The sequence below is a fragment of the Lactobacillus sp. 3B(2020) genome (genome assembly GCF_013487845.1).
Classification (GTDB): domain Bacteria; phylum Bacillota; class Bacilli; order Lactobacillales; family Lactobacillaceae; genus Limosilactobacillus; species Limosilactobacillus alvi.
Genome location: NZ_CP047410.1, coordinates 586,285 through 604,197, shown reverse-complemented (window position 1 = coordinate 604,197; position 17,913 = coordinate 586,285). Strand labels below are relative to the sequence as shown.

Here is a 17,913-nt window from a genome sequence, read left to right as displayed (position 1 = left end):
TGATTGTCATCATCTTATAATTTTAGCTCTAAATTGTCAACCCTAATTTGGACCGAAATTTGCCATAACTTGTGGATAATAGTAGTCACAATGCATTGTTTGCGGAACTTGATCCCATTTAACCGGGTAACCTGCCCCATGGGCACAGAAAACTGAATCTGGCGTATTTGGCAAGTCGCTTACTGGATCATAAGCTTCTTTTTCGACAAGCGTTATTTGGTCTTCAGCAGGCCGAAAACCACCAAATTTAACAGTTAATTGCCCTTGACCATGAGTATATTGCCGAACAATTATTGGATAATCCTGCAGTTTAATCACAGGCGCCTCACCGGCTAGCCGTACTGGTACTTCGCCACTCGGTAGGTTTACTGGGAGCTTTAAACTTCCACCCATTTGTTGAATATCATTAAGGGCCCGACCCACCTGGCTCACCGGGATCACTAAACTAAATTGATACCAAGGTTCTAAAATTTGGGTCTGCCCTACTTGTTTAAGCATCATCAACCCTTGACGCACTGCTCGCCAAGTTGCTTCCCGAAAGTCACCACCACTGGTATGCTTAAGATTTCCCTTTCCCCCAACGAGAGTAATTTTAACATCGGTTAAAGGCGCCCCAATTAAGACCCCCCGGTGTTCTTTAGCCTGCAGAGCAGTCAAAATTTGGCTTTGCCATTGATGAGGTAAAACTTCTTCTCGACATTGACTCTCAATTTGGAGCCCACTTCCTGGCTGACCAGGTTCCAGCAAAAGATGAACTTCCGCATAATGCCGCAAGGGTTCAAAATGGCCAACCCCTTCAACCACTTTATTAATTGTTTCTCGATAAACAATTCCGGCAGGTTTTAAAGTAACTGTTAATCCAAACCGATTTTTCATTAAAGCTTTAATTACCTCAACTTGGACCGTTCCCATTAACTGAAGGGTAATTTGATTCAACGCTTGATTAACATTTAGATGCAAAAGTGGTTCTTCATCAGCTAGTTGCTCACAAGCATTCCGTAAGATTTGAAAATCATGATCTTGATTAGTCGTCACCGCATACTTAAGGACTGGTCTTAAACTCACTTGATCAACCTGGCTCTCGGTACCAATCACCTGACCTGGAAAAGTTTTTTGTGGACCAGCAATGGTAACTATTTCACCACGTTTAGCGACTCGTTTAACCTCATATTGCTGGCCATTGTAATGGCGAATTTGATCGATTTTTTCATTATTAAGGGTTGTCTTAACTTTCAGATCTCCTCCAATTACCCGGAGCCAAGTTAGACGCGTACCATTAGGTTCATGGGAGATTTTAAAAATACGAGCACCAAAGTTAGGCGTTGGTGCTAATGATGGTCCCCACTTAATAATCCCCGCTAGTAACTCTGGAATTCCAACCTGGTTTAGGGCTGCGCCAAAGTATATTGGCACAACTTTTCGTGATGCAACCAGCTTCCGGATAGCTTTTTGATCAACTTGTCCATTTGCCAAGTATTGGTCTAAAAGTTGCTCATCACCTTGCATAGCAATCAATTCTGGCGTATCTGCTGACCAAGCTTTAAGATCACTAGGTTGATTAAACGGTAAGCATTGACTGCCAAATTCGGTTTGAAATTCGGTAACCACTTGATCTGGGTGGGCTCCAATTTGATCGAGTTTATTAACAAAAATCATCGTAGGAATTTTCTTTGCTTTCAAAAGCGCCCATAATGTCCGAGTATGACTTTGAATCCCTTCAACTGCCGAAACTACCAACACCGCTAAATCAATTACATTGAGCACTCGTTCTACTGCTGGGGCAAAATCAACGTGCCCCGGAGTATCTAACAAAGTAATTTGATTGTCGCCCACCGTCAGCTCCGCCTGGTGATCAAAGATTGTGATTCCACGTTGCTTCTCAATTACATTTGGATCAAGAAAAGTACTTTGCTTGTCAACTCGTCCTAATTGACGAATTGTGCCGGCTTGATAAAGCATTCCTTCAGCTAAGGTTGTTTTACCAGCATCAACGTGAGCCATTAGCCCCACTACTAAGTGTTTTCCCATCGCAAGTCCCCCATTCATATTAAATCCGTCACTTATGGAGATTAAGGTCCATTATTACAATTCATCAAAAATCAAAAAACCGTCCAAACCCTCATGTTAAAGGATTTAGACGGTTTTTGAATATTCGACTGTTTTTCCAAAATTCCGCCAAAATGGTCCCACCCGGGGTCGAACCGGGATCAGCCGCTTAGGAGGCGGATGTACTATCCAATTATACTATGGAACCAAACTTCAACTTATTATCGCATTGATTTTAGTTCCTGTAAAGTTGGATTTACTTTTGTTTTTTGGCAGCAGCTTCCGCTTTTCGGCGGTGCTTTAACCGAATTCCTTTGTTTTTTCGGTTCTTCTTACGTACCTTTGCCTTGGCAAAAATCCGCTGCGAAGCTGAGTGAGCTTCATTTTGATCGTTGGTAGTCGAAGGTTTCTTTGCCTTTTGGAATTTTTCCTTTGCTAAACGCACCTTTGCTTCGTCTTCGGCAAGTAGTTCCCGCTCGGCAATTGCCATTGGGACTAATTGATAATCGGTTTTAGCCAAAAGCCGTCTTAAATCACGGAAATCGTGGTCATCCCCAAGGTTGATTACCAATCCTGGTTCACCTTGTCGCCCTGTTCGACCACTACGATGAATATATAGATTTGAGCTAGTTGGTAATTCAAAATTAACAACCGCCGGTAGCTTTGGAAGGTCAAGGCCTCGGGCAGCCACATCAGTCGTTAGCAAGAGCTTAATTTGATGTTTCCGAAACCCACGCATTACTGCTGCACGTTCCGTTTGGCGTTGCTTACCGCCTAAAGTAGCGCTGGAAATCCCAGCGTGTTTTAAACGACTCGCCGTGTAATGAAGAGTCTTAATACTAGAAAAGAACACCAAGGCCCTAAAATTTTTGGTTTTACTCAGTCGTTCCAACATCACTGCTTTTTGGCTCATCGTTCGGGCCTTTACTAAAGCATGTTTAACGGGCCCTTGACTATCATCGCTTTGTCGCACATCAATTTTTTCAATATGCCGCCCAAACAAATCATTTAGCTGATCAAATACTTTCCCATAGGTTGCCGAAAAGAATGCAAGTTGAGAATCAATGGGAGTTGTTCGTTCGATATCTTCAACTACCGCTTGGGTATCGTCCACTAGTAAATCATCTGCTTCATCAATTACTAGGGTTTTTAACTTTTTCAAGTTTAAATCCCGCTCATCGATTAAGTGGAGGATCCGACCTGGTGTTCCAACAATAATTTCTGGTTTGGTCTTCTTCAGTCGTTCTGACTGGCGACGAAGATTGGCTCCTCCCGTCAAGGATTGAACGTGCAAGTCTAACAATCGAGCCCAGTCCCGCATTACCCGGGTTGTTTGCATCGCTAATTCTTGGGATGGTTCCAAGACCAGAAGCTGGATTCCCGCATCCTTTTCTATGCGTGGTAGCAATGGCCATGTGAAAGCCAATGTCTTCCCAGAACCAGTGGGAGCAATTCCTAAGACTGATTTTCCTGCTGCTAAAGGCTCAGCAACTTCAGTTTGAATCGCAGTTAACTTCTTAAAACCCGTTTCTTGAAAATGTTGCGTGAATTTTTCTTCCACGGGAGCCTCCTTAACGATTTGTATCAGCTGGGAAAACAAAATCAGCAGATTGGCGAAGATCATACATCACTGCATTAACTTCCCGTGATAATGTTTGCCAATGCTTGTAAAGCTTTAACTGTTCTGTATCGTCGGGAGCTTCAAAAAGATCAGCGAAGTCATTTAATTCATCGACCATTGAATTTTCAAAGTATGGGGCTTCAATTGCATGAGCTTCCTTATTTTCGTCAAAGTAGGTTACCTTCGTAGTATCAAAAATACTGTCGAAGACTAACGTATCCTTAAGCCCATAGAATTCACTTACTAAGTGGGAATTTGCCGTCTTCCCGATATTCAAGGTAACTGAGAAACCATCATAAGTTAGGATTGCGACCCCTTTGGCATCAACCCCCGTCTTTGCCATCGTTGGGAAGTAGACCACGCTATTTGGCATCCCGTACATTGTAACTGCCCCATAGACAGCATAAACACCAAGGTCCATCAAAGCGCCGCCGGCAAATTCTTTCGTGAAAATGTTTGGATATGGCTTTTCATCAGCCAAGACCTTGTCGTAACGACTAGAGTACTTCATCACCGTAATTGTTGCCCCTTGGTGATGCTTCATCTTCGCAAATTGTTTTTGGGCCGCCTTAAATAAACCAGTATGAATATGCCGTGCGGCCTCAACTAAGCGAGCCTTAGGATGAGCTTGCAAAAGGGATTCAATTTGGCTAAATTCTTCTGGATTAACAAAAGCTGGCTTTTCCAAAATAATAAACTTATCATTTTCAATTGCTAAACGCACTTGTTCATAGTGCAAGCTATTTGGCGAAGCGATATAAACAACGTCAAAGTCACCTTCGTCAAAAAAGTCTTCCAAGCGATCATAAAAAGCAGTTGCTCCATATGGCTTTCCGAATTCTTCTGCACGTTGCATCGTCCGCGAATAAACCGTTGTTAATTGATAACGACCAGTTGTTTTTGCGGCATCAAGCATTTGATCGGTAATAATATGTGTTCCAATAATTCCTAATTTTAACATTGCTTTATGCTCCTTTAGCTTAATGCATTTATTTTACCACCCTGGCTAGTGGTCTTACCACTACCATGATTTATTATCTCTTTTTAATCAAAATGAAACTTTTTTCTGATAAGAAATGTGTATAATTGATGCAGTTAATAATATTAGGTTTTAGGTGATATGATGAAGAAAAAAGGATTGTTATTATTTGGTGCGGGGCTATTGGCTGGGATTTCAAGCTCTTTTGGTCTCAGCCATTCCAAAAAAAATTCTCCGGCGGTCTCCTTGCCACTTTTTTATGCTGGAACTTGGCAATATCATGATGATGAACGAAATCGTGACCATACCATTTCAATTAGTCCGGATTTACGATTAAAAGTCGATAATCATGAAATTAAGGCGACCGTTGAACAAATTAGCAACGAACACCTAATTTACCTTGATCGACTCGGTTACCATATTACAATTAAGGCGAATGAAAGTCGCCCGATTGCCCTCATTGATGAAACCGATGATGAGGTATATCATCTTAAGCCAATGCAATAATTTATTTTTAGAGAGGGTGGGAAGAAACTCAAGTTTCTTCCCACCCTCTTGTCATCTCCGAATGTTACTCAGTAACTGAGGTCAAAGCAGTAGCTGAATGGCAGTTGCTTCCCTGGCGGTCGCACCAACCGATTCAGCCTTGCATGGGCTCACAAACGCCAAACCAGTTGGCTGGTTCGCTCCAAAGCACGGCTTTAGCGGATAAGTGCGAACGAAAGGCCGATTCTAATGAATCAACCTTCGTCCTTCTTATCCCAACCAGGCCGTCAAGGAGCTTTTTTCTCATCCTCTTATTTGTTCACAACATACTATTCCAACTCAGTATGTTAGAATTGAGGCAATTGTCTTTTAGGAAGTGAAATTATGATTAAGCGAATTGCCGTTTTTTGTGGTGCTCAAGCAGGTAAGACCACTGATTATCAACAATTAGCCCAGCAACTCGGCCAAAAATTGGCCCAACAACAAATTGAACTTATTTATGGTGGCGGCGGCTACGGACTAATGGGAGCCCTGGCTAATGCTACCCTCGATGCTGGAGGACGAGTTACTGGGGTGATTACCGAAGAACTTCTTAGTCGTGGCGCTCAATTAAAACGCTTAGAGAAGCTTGAAGTAACTGCTAATATGGACAAACGTAAAGAGCGAATGATTAATCTAGCCGACGGTTTTATTGCCCTTCCAGGTGGTTTAGGCACTTTAGAAGAAATTAGCCAAGTGTCAGCATGGACAACAATTGGTGATAACCAAAAGCCGGTTGCCATTTATAATTATCGCCATTTTTATGATGATTTAGCAAACCTCTTAACAAAGATGAGTAATCAAGGATTTTTAGAAAATCAATATCTCAAGGCGGTTGCATTTGCTACTAGCTTAGATGAAATTCTAAGTTTTATGACTAATTACCAAGTACCACATTTTCGTACGTATGAATAACAAAGAATTAGTCAAACGAAAATTTTCTCAATGTTTTGGAAAGACGAATGGAGATTAATTCTTAGTGTTGAATAACAGTTACTTCCATTGAGTACACCAGCGTTCTCAAATTTGCATGTGTTTGCGGACGCTCAGTAAGTTGGCTAACTACCTTCAATCATGATCCTTATCGATAAGTCGAGGCTGAGAAGAAACTCGTGTTCCTTCCCAGCCTCGCTTGCATTTCGAATATTACTTAGCAACTACGATCAAAAAGCTCCACCAGAAAGCTTACGATGAAAAAGAAGCAAGCGGCGAGCAGCTTCTTTCTCATTCTTTTTTACTTTTGAGTTAACTGCGTCTCTTGATCAGCAATTGCCTGCCGGGCTACCTTGAGCTGGGCTTCTTCAAGAGGATACAGTTTCAACAGCAAATAATTTTGGACACCATTTTGGCCTATCATAACTGGAAAACTCACATACCCTCCGAATTGAGGTTGATTTACCGCTAAGGTAAAAACGGTCTGTCGATCTTCAAAAATCGCTTGGATTAGCACTAACGTTAGTCTAGTTGCAGTCAGTACCCCAGCTTGACCACGCTTAATGTAATAATTGGTTAAACGTGCATTAACAGTTACCTTATTTTGATCAAGCTTGTGCCCGCTAATTACCTGGTCGTTAAAACGACCATTGATTCTAAATGTTGACCAAGCTGGGACTAAACGCCCATCGTGTTGGCCATATACATAACCAGTTACATTACTTGGCGCTAGCTGAAGCGTTTCCCCAATCGCCAGTTTCAATGCTTGGGTATCACTCATCGTCCCGGTTCCGATAACTAGTTGGGGCGGTAACTGCCATTGTCGCTGAATAAAAGCTGTCATTGCTTCATTCGGTTGCATTAAATTAATTACAATTCCCCTAAAATTACTCTCGGTGATTTGATCTTGAACCTGATTAATTAACTCCACCTGGTTTTTAAGTTGCGGTTGGACTGAGTTTAGCTCACCACAAGCAACAACCAACACCTTCGTTTGAGCAAGACTACTCCACTCTTGGACGCGAACTTGTTTAAAAAAGGGGTAGGCAAGTTTTAAATCGTTTGCTACCGCTACTGCCCTATGCTCATCTGGATCAAGAATTATTAATTCGTCGACTTGGTGTTGGCTAACTAGGCTAGCGGCAACTGTTGCTCCAACCGTTGTTAGACCATAAATTGCAACTGTCCGCATTCTTTCACCTTCGTCTTAATTTAAATCTGGAAAAACCTGTTTAAGATAACCATCAGCTCCGTCAGGAAGATCGAAATCTTCGCCTGGGGCAACATGAACACTATTGCCACCAAACTCAAATTCAACATCATCATTAATCCACACTTGGATTCCTAAGAGGATTGCTGCCCGAATCAATCGTTGAACCGTTGGCGAATAACCCTTAGCAATTACACTCAACGTTTGACCAGACTGAATTAAATTTGAGAAGCGATCGTTAGCTACTTTCAGCCCAAATGATAAAAAGGCCCCTTGTTCTTTCTTTTCTTGAAGCTGACCAGCAAGGGTAAGGCTTGGATCTTCAATCCGCCGTTCCACGAACTTCAATGCCAGACGGTAATTTCTTGGGGCATCATAGTCTTCACAGAATTGTGCAAGTGCTTGGGTGAAATCCTCTGCTTCTTGGCGCATCCAATCAGTTTGCGTTAGTGGTTCTTGGAGCGCCACCTCGTTATTCCGTCGCTGAGCTGCCATAATTTGTTCTGCAGTATAATCCGGCTGTGGCGTTAACAGCAAATAGACCATCACTAGTTCTAAGAAATTAAGGGTATCTTCACTAATTCCAGCTGCCGCAAACGGATCAAGGTCAAACATCCGTAAGGAAATGAATTGAACTCCATCGGCAAGCGTTTGATCAATATCGTCAGTTTCGCCGCGCAAACTAACCGGAGCAAAAACTTCATGCGGATTTCGATAAGTTCCGTTAGCTAAGTAACCCTTTAAACTTTCAACATAAGTAGCTAACGAACTATAATTTAGCCGCTCATCGGGTAAGTTAGCATACCCATAGTCACTATTTCGAAAGCTCCGAACCTGATGGTCTACTTCTGGAAGGATAATTGCTTTGGCATCATCAGGAACTGGGCTTGCCCCAAACAAATAAGTAAACAACCATTCCCACATGATGTATCCTTGGGCCAGCTTGAAGTAAATGTAGTTTTTAAAAGCTGGTAAACTTGCATGTTCAGTCTTACCAAACCGGTTATACAATTCTTCAATCAACTCTTCTTGAAGTGAATATCCGACATGAACCCCAGCGGTTAAGAGCCGGCTTGCCCCGTATTTTTTAACCAAGTAGTGATTAAAGTCAACTGCTCCTGGTTTCGTCGTATGGTCACTCAAAAATTCTAAATCATGAAGATAAACTGGCGCCGGTGCCATTGAAAGGGGCCACAAACGTTCAGTTTCATGCAGTTGGTGGTCAATAATTTGTTGAAGAATCTCAAGTTGACGAACTGCCGCCTTGGATTCTTTCATAATAACGGCATTAAATTCCATTAAGTTATCGTTTACCCCACTGGTTAAATATGGATTAATTCCACGGCGGTCTAACGTTTTAGGGTAAGGAAACTGACTTGCCCGACCATTTGTCAAAACCCGGTGGGCTTCCATCCGAAGCCCAAATCGCCCTTCGTATAGTAATTTTTGCATTGCTGGCTCATGACAGGCAGCTTGTAATTTTTCTTTATCCATTTTGTTGTCACCCCTTTGGGAGGATTATTTAATAATTTTTGTCGACTTTCTCTTGAGATTCATCTTCTAACTTACCATTTTTTGTTTAATTTTCAATTGCATTTAAAACTATTCTATCGACTGATATCCGATAAATACCGATTTTCAAAGATTTTCTTAAGGAATTAATTGAAAAGTTAATTTTACTGGATTGTGGTCTGTTTCTTTAAAATTGGTTTGGATATTATGAGCTTTAGCTTGTACATTATCTGAGACAATAAAACCATCGACGACTGTCGTATACGTTTTTCCCGGGTGATATGATGTATCGGTCCCCCGAACCGTAGGTGTTGTCCAATAATTATCAGCCCGAACAATCTTAAATCCAGCTGGAAGATCTCGATTATTTAGTTTTGAAACCCACGCTGGAATCTTTTGATTAGTTTTAAAATGAGTCATGATCTTACTCCCTAAAGCATGGTTAAAATCACCGCCGACAATTACATAATCACCCTTTGCACGAGCTTGCTTCATGACGTGAGTTAACAGCTTTAATTGGGCAGCCCGCATTTTTCCACCTTTATCATATGCCGACATATGGGAGTTAATTAAAATTAACTTGTGCCCATTCTCAACCGGAAACGTCAAAACCGCAAAGGCCCGGTCGAGGTCAACAAATTTTTCGATAAAGTGGCTTGAAACTGGATATTGACGGCGCTCTGCTTTTTGTATTTGGTAACCAGCAAGCGTTAATAATCCCGACCGAACTTTTCCGTGCGGATTATTCAGGGGAACCGCTAAATAACCAGAATGGAAATTTAAAGCAAAGACGCTTGCTAAATTTGGAAATACCTGTTGGGCTCGTTGAACTTGATTTACATGAAATGATCGGGTTGAATTCGTATCAATTTCTTGAAATAAGGCGAAATCTGGATGTTGATTTTTAACAACCTTTAACGCATAATTTGTCGATCGGATTTCAGCGTGCTTACTTACGGCCGTCCCATATTTTCCACGCGTATGATGTCCATTTTTTGTTTCACCAGTGTCCATAAAGAAAGAATAGTGTCGACTATAAGCCCCAAAGCCAATATTATATGTCGTAGCTGTATATGATTTACCAACCTTTAACTCACTCTTTTGGGGATTTTTTACCGCCAAAATTTGATGGTCAGGAATTCGGTAGTAAGTTGCTTGTAAATAAACCACATATCCGGCAACAATTCCGGCCAAACATAAAATAATGATGCCCATTATTTTCCAAAATTTTTTCATTTCAACTCCCCCTCGTATTATTTCATACTTTACCACATCTCTAGCTAATAAAATAAGGGCTTCTTTTGGCTGAAATTCCCGAAAATGATACAATAAGAGCAAACTTTTTTAAAATGAAAGGATCTTAAAATGCCACAAGGTGAATCTAAATTAGAACAACATCTTAACGCAAGTTTGTATGGGGTCCCAGAACTCAAAGCGGTTGAAAAACGAAAATACTTAGGAACTTTCCGAGAACGAGTTTATTTAACGATCAAGGTCGCGCAACTCTCAATTGATTGGCTCCCAGTTTTCGAAAAAGAGATTGTCAAGAGCGCTGACCGGCTTGTTCTCATCAATGGTAACCTTGATGATCGGCTAATTCGCCCATATTTGCGGGTTGCCGCCCAGCATCAGGTTAATTTCACCCTAAAAACGGGATCAGAGTATCAAACAACACCTGAAAGCTTGGCAATCGTAATTACTGCTTCAACGGCCGTTAACCTAGCCGAGGTTGATATTGCCAAACTATACCCTAACAATGTTTCTCAAGCTGATCATCCGCATAAAAATTCGCTTTGGGATCGACTACACCATCGAAAGGAGTAATCTCTTGCAACCACTTGCTTTTCGTATGCGACCACGCTCATTAACTGAAGTTGTTGGCCAGCAACATCTTATTGGTCCTGGAAAAATTATTTGGCGCATGGTCCAGGCCCATATGCTTTCTTCAATGATTCTTTATGGCCCTCCGGGAACCGGTAAAACCAGCATTGCCAGTGCAATTGCTGGATCAACAAAATATGCTTTGCGAACCTTGAATGCTGCCACTGATACCAAAAAAGACCTACAAGTCGTCGCTGAAGAAGCCAAACTATCCGGTACGGTGATTCTTTTATTAGATGAAATCCACCGTCTCGATAAGACAAAGCAAGATTTTCTTTTACCCCACCTCGAAAATGGCCGCATTATCCTAATTGGGGCCACCACCGAAAATCCCTATATTACAATTAATCCGGCGATTCGATCACGAACCCAAATTTTTGAAGTTAAGCCTTTGACGACCAATGACATGATCCAGGCCATTGACCGGGCTGTTACTGATCGAGAACGTGGCCTAGGAAAGATGAACTTAGCCTTGACTGCGGAAGCCAAGCAACAATTAATCCTAACCGCTAACGGTGATTTACGCTCAGCTTTAAATGGTCTCGAATTGGCAGCTCGTTCAACTGCCCCAAGTGATGACGGCGTAATTCACCTTACTACCGCGGTAATCACTGATAGTCTCCAAAAACGTCAAATTGCTGGTGATAAAAATGGCGATGCTCATTATGACGTTATCTCAGCTTTTCAAAAATCAATTCGGGGAAGTGACACTGATGCTGCCCTTCATTACCTGGCTCGATTAATTGAAATGGGCGATCTACCAATCATTGCCCGCCGGCTCATGGTAATCGCTTATGAAGATGTTGGACTAGCTAATCCCCCTGCTTGCGAACGCACGGTGTTAGCAGTTCAAGCAGCTCAACAACTTGGTTTCCCAGAAGCACGGATCCCGCTTGCTAATGCCGTAATTGAACTTTGCCTCTCGCCAAAGTCAAATTCAGCCATTTCTGCAATTGATGCTGCTTCGGCACGGCTTGCTAAGGGAAATTATGGGACAATTCCCAATTGCCTTAAAGATGCCCATTATAAGGGAGCTACCAAACTCGGTCACGGGACTGAATACCGATATCCTCATGATTATCCCGAAGATTGGATTCGGCAACAATACTTACCGGATCAAATCAAGCAAGACCAATATTATCATCCTAAAACTAATGGTAAATTTGAAGTTGCCTATGGGCGTCAATACTTACAACTTCTTAAAGCTCAACGTGGTAAATCCTAGTTTGTTAGTCCACAGAATCAAGAAATTGACTCATTTTCTTAATCCCATCTCATGTAACCGTTTCAAGTATTGCCCGATTAATGTTCATGTGCTATGATAATGGCAGAAGTTCTGTTGTGTACGCATTGTCCATCTCGCAGGTTTGCCTTACAGTCTTATTACCTTGGGGTTAGTGTTAACCATTTTGCCGGCATGCCTTTTCACTTGGTAGCTGAACATTTGGCAACCGTACCCCACCTGTCTTACACGCAGGTCAACACTGTCGGACAACCAACGGCACGAACGGAGCTTGTACATAGTCATTCAGTAGGAATAAGCCTAACCGACAACTTAGGGAGAATAAGTTTGAACGAAGGTTGAGTCGTAAATTTTTTATTCGGCCTTGTCTTTGAAAGCCGTAGTTTTCGACCTGAGTTTCTGTGTAACATGTAGCGATATGGAAAAGAGCTTGGAAGAAATTTGCTTTTCCTCCAAGCTCTTTTTAATTAATTATTCTCTATAAAATGCCCTTACTGCAATTTAGGAGGAAGTGAGGAAGTACTTTGATAATTCGAATTTTAGTTTTTATCTGCGCCATGATTTTCTTAATTGAAACTAACTACTTTCGCACCCATCAAGAAAAAATGTATTTTGGAATGCCGATGAAACATCCGGAAAACGTTAAAACAACTAGTAAAATTTGGATGATTATTTTAGCGCTAATGACCATTTTAGCCTTAGTTGCTGCTTTTACAATGAATCTTGTTATTATTTTTACGACTTTGATTCTAGGCTGTATCTTAGAATTATTAATGGCAATTTCGGTTAGTTCAATTTTACTAAAACCATAACCTTCCTTTACGAATTGCCTAATCCGTTATAAAATATAAGTAAATAAGTAACTCATAAATAAGGGGGTAGTTCTTATGGCTATTCAACAATATCATCATATTTTAGTTCCCGTTGATGGTTCAAAGGAAGCTGAATTAGCTTTTAAGAAGGCGGTTGCCGTTGCTAAACGGAATGGGGCCGACACTGAATTACAATTACTTCACGTTGTTGACACCCGAGCTTTCCAAAACATTTCCAGTTTTGATAGTTCAATGGTTGAACAAGTTACCAAGACAGCCAAAAAGACCTTGGAACAATACATTGATTACGCAAAGCAACAAGGGGTTGAAAATGTTTCCTACACCATTGAATACGGTGCACCAAAGACCTTAATTGCCAAGGAAGTACCACAACAATCACATGCTGATTTGATTATGATTGGGGCAACTGGATTAAATGCCGTTGAACGGATCTTAATCGGTTCCGTTACGGAATTCGTTACCCGGACAGCTATTTGTGACGTCCTCGTTGTTCGGACGGACCTTGATAACAAGCCAATTAAAGTTGGAAAGAAAAAGTAAATTAAAACAATCTATTAAAAAAGAGAGGAGGCTGGGAATTAACTATTAATTTTTGCCCCTCTAACATTAAAATCCGGACTATAATTTTTGCCTTGATCAAAAATTGTAGTCCGGATTTTCGATTATTTATGAAATTGGCCCTCCATCGGTTAATTAATTGTCCCAATTTCGTTATGTTTAATGTCATCAGGGCCAGGCCAATGTCATTTTCCACAGCCCGTTGACCACGCAAGTGAGTTCGGCGTATGCCAAAATCCCTCTTCATGTGACCAAAGACTGGCTCAACGTCGAACTTCCGTCGACGATAAATCGCCTTACCTTCGTCACTTGAGAGGGTCGCTTTCACTTTTGCTTTGTAATAATTCCAGGTCGGGTTAACCTTCATATAACGTTGCCGACCACCTGGTGTTTTCGTTAATTTATCCAATTGCGCTGACGGCTGGTGCTTATCTGCCCGATAGATTTTAAAATCACGTTTGAAACCATATTTATCGATTTGCTCACTATACCGATAAAAGCTAAAACGAACCCCTAAATGATCAATATAGTAATCATCTTCGGCGTTATACTGCCAATTTTGTGAGTTAGTTGGGTCGTTTTTAAACTTGCGCTTCTGTTCCTTTTGATAAGTTGTATAGGGAATAATAGGTTGCTTTTCAAACTGATCAAGAATCGTTGTGTAATTGTATTCACTACCATAACCTGCATCAGCGACGATATGTTTAAAGAAGCCTAAGGCATGAAATTGCTTAAGAAATGGCACTAAAGTCCTTGTATCAGTTGGGTTTGAAAATAATCCGTAATCAAGAACAAATTGCTTATGAGTGGCAATTTGTAAGTTATAGCCAGGTTTCAATTCCCGATTCATCATCGGATCTTCTTTCATACACATAAAAGTCGCATCATGATCAGTCTTGGAGTAGCTATTGCGACCTTGGAAGATATCTTCGGCATGTTCATACTTTTGGGCACGAGGAATTAAGTCGTTGCTTAGCTGGTGGCGAAGTTTTTTTAGGAAACGACGACGCCGTTTCCTAACTGAACCACCTTTGATGATTTTGGGTTCTTGCTCAATCTCTTCATCTAATTTAGTGATTTGCTCTCCGAGTTCTTGTTCCATTGTTTTCATGCCTTCGGCAGAAGTGACCAGCTCTGGCGCCATTTCTTGCACCACTCGTTTTTCCACTAATTCCTCATAAATCTTACTTGTCTTTTCCCTTAACTTAGCGTGGTACTTTTCCACTGCACGACGCCAAGTAAATGAATATTTATTGGCATCAGCTTCGACCTTGGTTCCATCAATAAAAACTGCATCATTTTGAATTAGGCCGTGATCTGTTAAAGCCATGGTAAAGTAGACAAAAGCACGCTTGATCAGATTACTAGCGTGCTGACTGCTCCGAAAGTTATTGATGGTGTGGTAACTATAAGTATAGTCATGGGCTAACCAACGCATTGGTAGACTCTCATCCAACATCATTTCAATCTTTCTTCCAGAATAGGTTTGACGCGAGTAGGCAAACAAGAGGATCTTAAGCATAATTGCTGGATGCGATGCAGGGCGGCCAGTAGCCGCCACCGACTCTTCCAATAGAACCTCCTGTGGAATTGAGTCGACAAATGCACTAATTAGTCGCGCAATATGGTTCTTTGGTAAATCATAGTTATAGTTTAGTACGAATTCGGTTTGCCCTATGGTATAATTTTGATACATGGAAATCGCTCCTTTTTGTTTGTTTTCGTGATAATTACATCATATCAGGAGCAACTTCCTGAGGCTATGGACGACCTTAGCTCTATCTTTAGGGTAATAAAAAAGTCCAGGATGGTAAAATTCATCCTGAACTAATCTTAGGTTGTTTGTCATCTCCGAATGTTACTCAGTAACTAAGGTCGCACCAACCGCTTCAGCCTTGCATGGGCTCACAAACGCCAAACCAGTTAGCTGGTTCGCTCCAAAGCACGACCTTAGAGGAGCTTTTCTTCATTACCACTCATAATTCGTTGGGTCTTGGCGACCGCGACCGGTAGCTTTGTCAAGCACGATCCGCTGTTCAAAATGGGCAACATTACGCTTAGTTTGCTTTACCATGTCTGGGTTAACCGATACATAGTCAATTCCACTTTGAATCAAGAATTCAGTGAATTCAGGATATTCTGATGGAGCCTGACCACAAATTGAAACCGTCTTGCCATCCTTATGAGCAACCTTAATTAAGTGACGAATTGCCCGCTTAACAGCTAAGTTCCGTTCATCAAAGAGCCGCGATACTGTATCGTTATTCCGGTCACACCCCAGAATTAACATTGAAAGATCATTTGAACCAATGGAGTATCCATCGACATATTGATTAAATTGATCAGCTAAGATAATGTTCGATGGAATTTCAGCCATCATAAAGATCTTAAAGTCAGCACTCCGATGTAATCCTTCAGCCGCCATGATATCAGTAACCTTCTTAGCTTCATCAACCGTCCGTACAAATGGAATCATGACATTCAGATTCTTCAGGCCAAATTCGTTCCGAACCTTCTTAACGGCGCCAAGTTCGAGCTTAAAGGCTTCAACATACTTCGGATCGTAGTAACGAGAAGCCCCTCGCCAACCGAGTAAGTCAGCAGGTTCCACTGGTTCGTACTTTTCACCACCCTTTAAGTTCCGGTATTCACTGGACTTAAAATCGGATAAACGAAGGACCATTGGCCGTGGCGCAATTGTCCGGGCGACCTTAGCGATCCCTTCGGCTAGCATATTAACGACTTTCTCGGGTTCACCCTTTTCAATTAAGTAAAGTGGGTGTTCATGAATATAAGAAGTCCAGAGGAATTCTTCCCGCATCAAACCAATCCCATCAGCCGGCAAATCTGCATACTTATCAATTAATTCCGGGTCCCCCAGATTCATCATAACTTGCGTTGCGGTTGGGGCAAAGTATTCCGCCGCTACCGTAGTTCCAGCAGTAGTAGGCTTGGCTTCCTTTGGCTGCAAGCTATCAACGATGTCACCCTTATAAACGATCCCATTCTTCGCATCAACCGTGATCACATCACCAGTCTTAACAACGTCCATAACCGCAGTTCCCCGACTTTTGGTCCCAACGATACATGGAATTTGCATTTCCCGGGAAACAATCGCCGCGTGACAGGTCATTCCCCCATTGTTGGTAACAATGGCCTTGGCCTTCTTCATGGCCGGAACCCAATCAGGTGAGGTCATTAAGGTAACTAATACTTCACCTTCCTTGAAGTTATCGATATCATCAGGGCTCCCAATTACGTGAGCCTTCCCAGCAGCTAAACCGGGGCTAGCCGGTAACCCTTTTACAACAACTTCGGCATCCGCTACTGACATCTTTGGCGCCTCCTCAGCATTCTTCTTTTCCTTGTTCCGGCGAGACCAAACTGTTTCTGGCCGCGCCTGGACAATCCAAAGCTTATTTGTCCGTTCATCAAGGGCATATTCCATATCCATGTAGCAACCATAGTGGTCTTCAACCTTCTTAACGTAACCCGCTAATTCTTCAACTTGATCATCCGTCAAGACCGGCTTGTCCTTAATGTCAGCTGGAACATCTTCTTGTTCGACCCCACTACCTGGCTTCCGGATCAAACGAACTGGTTTCGTGGTAATTTCCCGATCAACTATCTTCAGCGTCTTCTTATCAACAACAAAGTGGTCGGGCGTAACCTTCCCGAGAACGATGTATTCACCTAAACCGTAAATCCCATCGATCACGATCTTTGAATCATCCCCATTAGTAACATCAACTGAGAACATAATCCCAGCTGCTTTGGAGAAAACCATCATTTGAACCGCTGCCGAAAGTGCAACTTTTTCATGCGGATACCCTTGCTTTTGCCGGTAGTAAGTTGCTCGATCAGTGAATAAGGAAGCGTAACATTCTTGGACTTTCTTAACAACATCCTTAGCCCCTTTAATATTTAGGTATGATTCTTGTTGCCCAGCAAAGGAGGCATCTGGCAAGTCTTCCGCAGTCGCACTTGACCGAATAGCAACAAATGGATCCTTTTCACCAACTTTTTGGCTTAATTCTTTATAGGCATCTTCAATTTCCTCCGCCAGGTAGTCCGGCATCTTGGCGTCGACAATAATTTGCCGAATCTTTGAACAAGTTGCGTGCAGTTCATCGGCATCTTCGTAATCCTTGATCCCCGCTAGTAATGCATTCACTTGATCATTAATCCCGGTTTCCTTCATGAAGCGCCGATACGCCGTGGCCGTTGTTGCAAACCCGTATGGTACCGGAACATCCATTGCAGACGTCATTTCACCAAGTGATGATGATTTTCCCCCAACAAGGTCAACGTCCTTGCGGCGAAGTTCATCAAACCATAAAACATTGGCATTTTCACGTTCAACCATGAGATAAACCTCCTTAATCAATGACAGCGTTTACATTATTATTTTAATTACTATCCATCATAAATGCAATTAACATTTTCTATATTTATGTATATTAGGCCTACAAATTATTAATTTCACAGCTTTATTTTCACCGGTTAACAACCAAGATGGTAGCGTTAACAACGCAATTGAGTTTATAATAAGACCATCAAAGGAGAATAATT

At 41.8% G+C, this 17,913-nt stretch carries 14 protein-coding genes, 1 tRNA gene and 1 other RNA gene; 7 read left to right on the top strand and 9 right to left on the bottom strand.

The window, feature by feature from the left end; translation table 11 throughout:
• Positions 1-42 precede the first annotated feature (42 nt).
• From GTO83_RS02795 to GTO83_RS02780, 4 genes are all read right to left on the bottom strand, one after another.
• Positions 43-2,028, bottom strand: coding sequence for a translation factor GTPase family protein (locus GTO83_RS02795; protein ID WP_180871622.1), 1,986 nt, complete (start codon positions 2,026-2,028; stop codon positions 43-45).
• 153 nt (positions 2,029-2,181) lie between these two features.
• Positions 2,182-2,254: transfer RNA gene (locus GTO83_RS02790), tRNA-Arg, on the bottom strand.
• Between the two features lie 48 nt (positions 2,255-2,302).
• Entirely contained in the window at positions 2,303-3,607 is a 1,305-nt protein-coding gene (locus GTO83_RS02785; protein WP_180871621.1) for a DEAD/DEAH box helicase, read from the bottom strand.
• A 10-nt stretch (positions 3,608-3,617) separates the two neighbouring features.
• Positions 3,618-4,628 (bottom strand): Gfo/Idh/MocA family protein, encoded by a 1,011-nt coding sequence (locus GTO83_RS02780; protein ID WP_180871620.1) that lies wholly within the window; start codon positions 4,626-4,628, stop codon positions 3,618-3,620.
• 162 nt (positions 4,629-4,790) lie between these two features.
• Here GTO83_RS02780 and GTO83_RS02775 point away from each other — a divergent pair, with 162 nt between their 5' ends.
• Positions 4,791-5,153, top strand: a complete 363-nt coding sequence (locus GTO83_RS02775; RefSeq protein WP_180872101.1) for a DUF4828 domain-containing protein — start codon at positions 4,791-4,793, stop codon at positions 5,151-5,153.
• Between the two features lie 363 nt (positions 5,154-5,516).
• A complete protein-coding gene (locus tag GTO83_RS02770) occupies positions 5,517-6,086 on the top strand; it encodes a TIGR00730 family Rossman fold protein (protein WP_180871619.1) in 570 nt (189 codons plus the stop codon).
• A 319-nt stretch (positions 6,087-6,405) separates the two neighbouring features.
• Here GTO83_RS02770 and GTO83_RS02765 read toward each other — a convergent pair whose 3' ends face one another.
• The 3 genes from GTO83_RS02765 to GTO83_RS02755 form a co-directional block, all read right to left on the bottom strand.
• Positions 6,406-7,296: a hypothetical protein gene (locus GTO83_RS02765; RefSeq protein ID WP_180871618.1), complete on the bottom strand. Its 891-nt coding sequence runs from the start codon at positions 7,294-7,296 to the stop codon at positions 6,406-6,408.
• A gap of 15 nt (positions 7,297-7,311) precedes the next feature.
• Positions 7,312-8,808, bottom strand: coding sequence for a glutamate--cysteine ligase (locus tag GTO83_RS02760; RefSeq protein ID WP_180871617.1), 1,497 nt, complete (start codon positions 8,806-8,808; stop codon positions 7,312-7,314).
• 156 nt (positions 8,809-8,964) lie between these two features.
• Positions 8,965-10,062: an endonuclease/exonuclease/phosphatase family protein gene (locus tag GTO83_RS02755; protein WP_180871616.1), complete on the bottom strand. Its 1,098-nt coding sequence runs from the start codon at positions 10,060-10,062 to the stop codon at positions 8,965-8,967.
• A gap of 129 nt (positions 10,063-10,191) precedes the next feature.
• On the opposite strand from GTO83_RS02755, the gene GTO83_RS02750 reads away from it, so the two are divergent.
• The 5 genes from GTO83_RS02750 (at position 10,192) to GTO83_RS02730 (ending at position 13,323) form a co-directional block, all read left to right on the top strand.
• Complete coding sequence (locus GTO83_RS02750; protein WP_180871615.1) at positions 10,192-10,650, top strand: YueI family protein; 459 nt, start codon at positions 10,192-10,194, stop codon at positions 10,648-10,650.
• A 25-nt stretch (positions 10,651-10,675) separates the two neighbouring features.
• Positions 10,676-11,932 carry a replication-associated recombination protein A gene (locus GTO83_RS02745; protein ID WP_255463190.1) on the top strand — a complete coding sequence of 419 codons (1,257 nt, stop codon included), beginning with the start codon at positions 10,676-10,678 and terminating at the stop codon, positions 11,930-11,932.
• A gap of 105 nt (positions 11,933-12,037) precedes the next feature.
• Positions 12,038-12,225, top strand: a non-coding RNA gene (gene ssrS, locus GTO83_RS02740) — 6S RNA.
• A 249-nt stretch (positions 12,226-12,474) separates the two neighbouring features.
• Positions 12,475-12,762: a hypothetical protein gene (locus tag GTO83_RS02735; protein ID WP_180871614.1), complete on the top strand. Its 288-nt coding sequence runs from the start codon at positions 12,475-12,477 to the stop codon at positions 12,760-12,762.
• A 75-nt stretch (positions 12,763-12,837) separates the two neighbouring features.
• Positions 12,838-13,323, top strand: coding sequence for a universal stress protein (locus GTO83_RS02730; protein ID WP_180871613.1), 486 nt, complete (start codon positions 12,838-12,840; stop codon positions 13,321-13,323).
• A 1-nt stretch (position 13,324) separates the two neighbouring features.
• Here the strand turns inward: GTO83_RS02730 and GTO83_RS02725 are convergent, their stop codons facing one another.
• A complete protein-coding gene (locus GTO83_RS02725; protein ID WP_180871612.1) occupies positions 13,325-15,037 on the bottom strand; it encodes an IS1182 family transposase in 1,713 nt (570 codons plus the stop codon).
• A 273-nt stretch (positions 15,038-15,310) separates the two neighbouring features.
• Positions 15,311-17,707 carry a phosphoenolpyruvate synthase gene (gene ppsA, locus GTO83_RS02720; protein WP_180871611.1) on the bottom strand — a complete coding sequence of 799 codons (2,397 nt, stop codon included), beginning with the start codon at positions 17,705-17,707 and terminating at the stop codon, positions 15,311-15,313.
• Between the last annotated feature and the right edge of the window lie 206 nt (positions 17,708-17,913).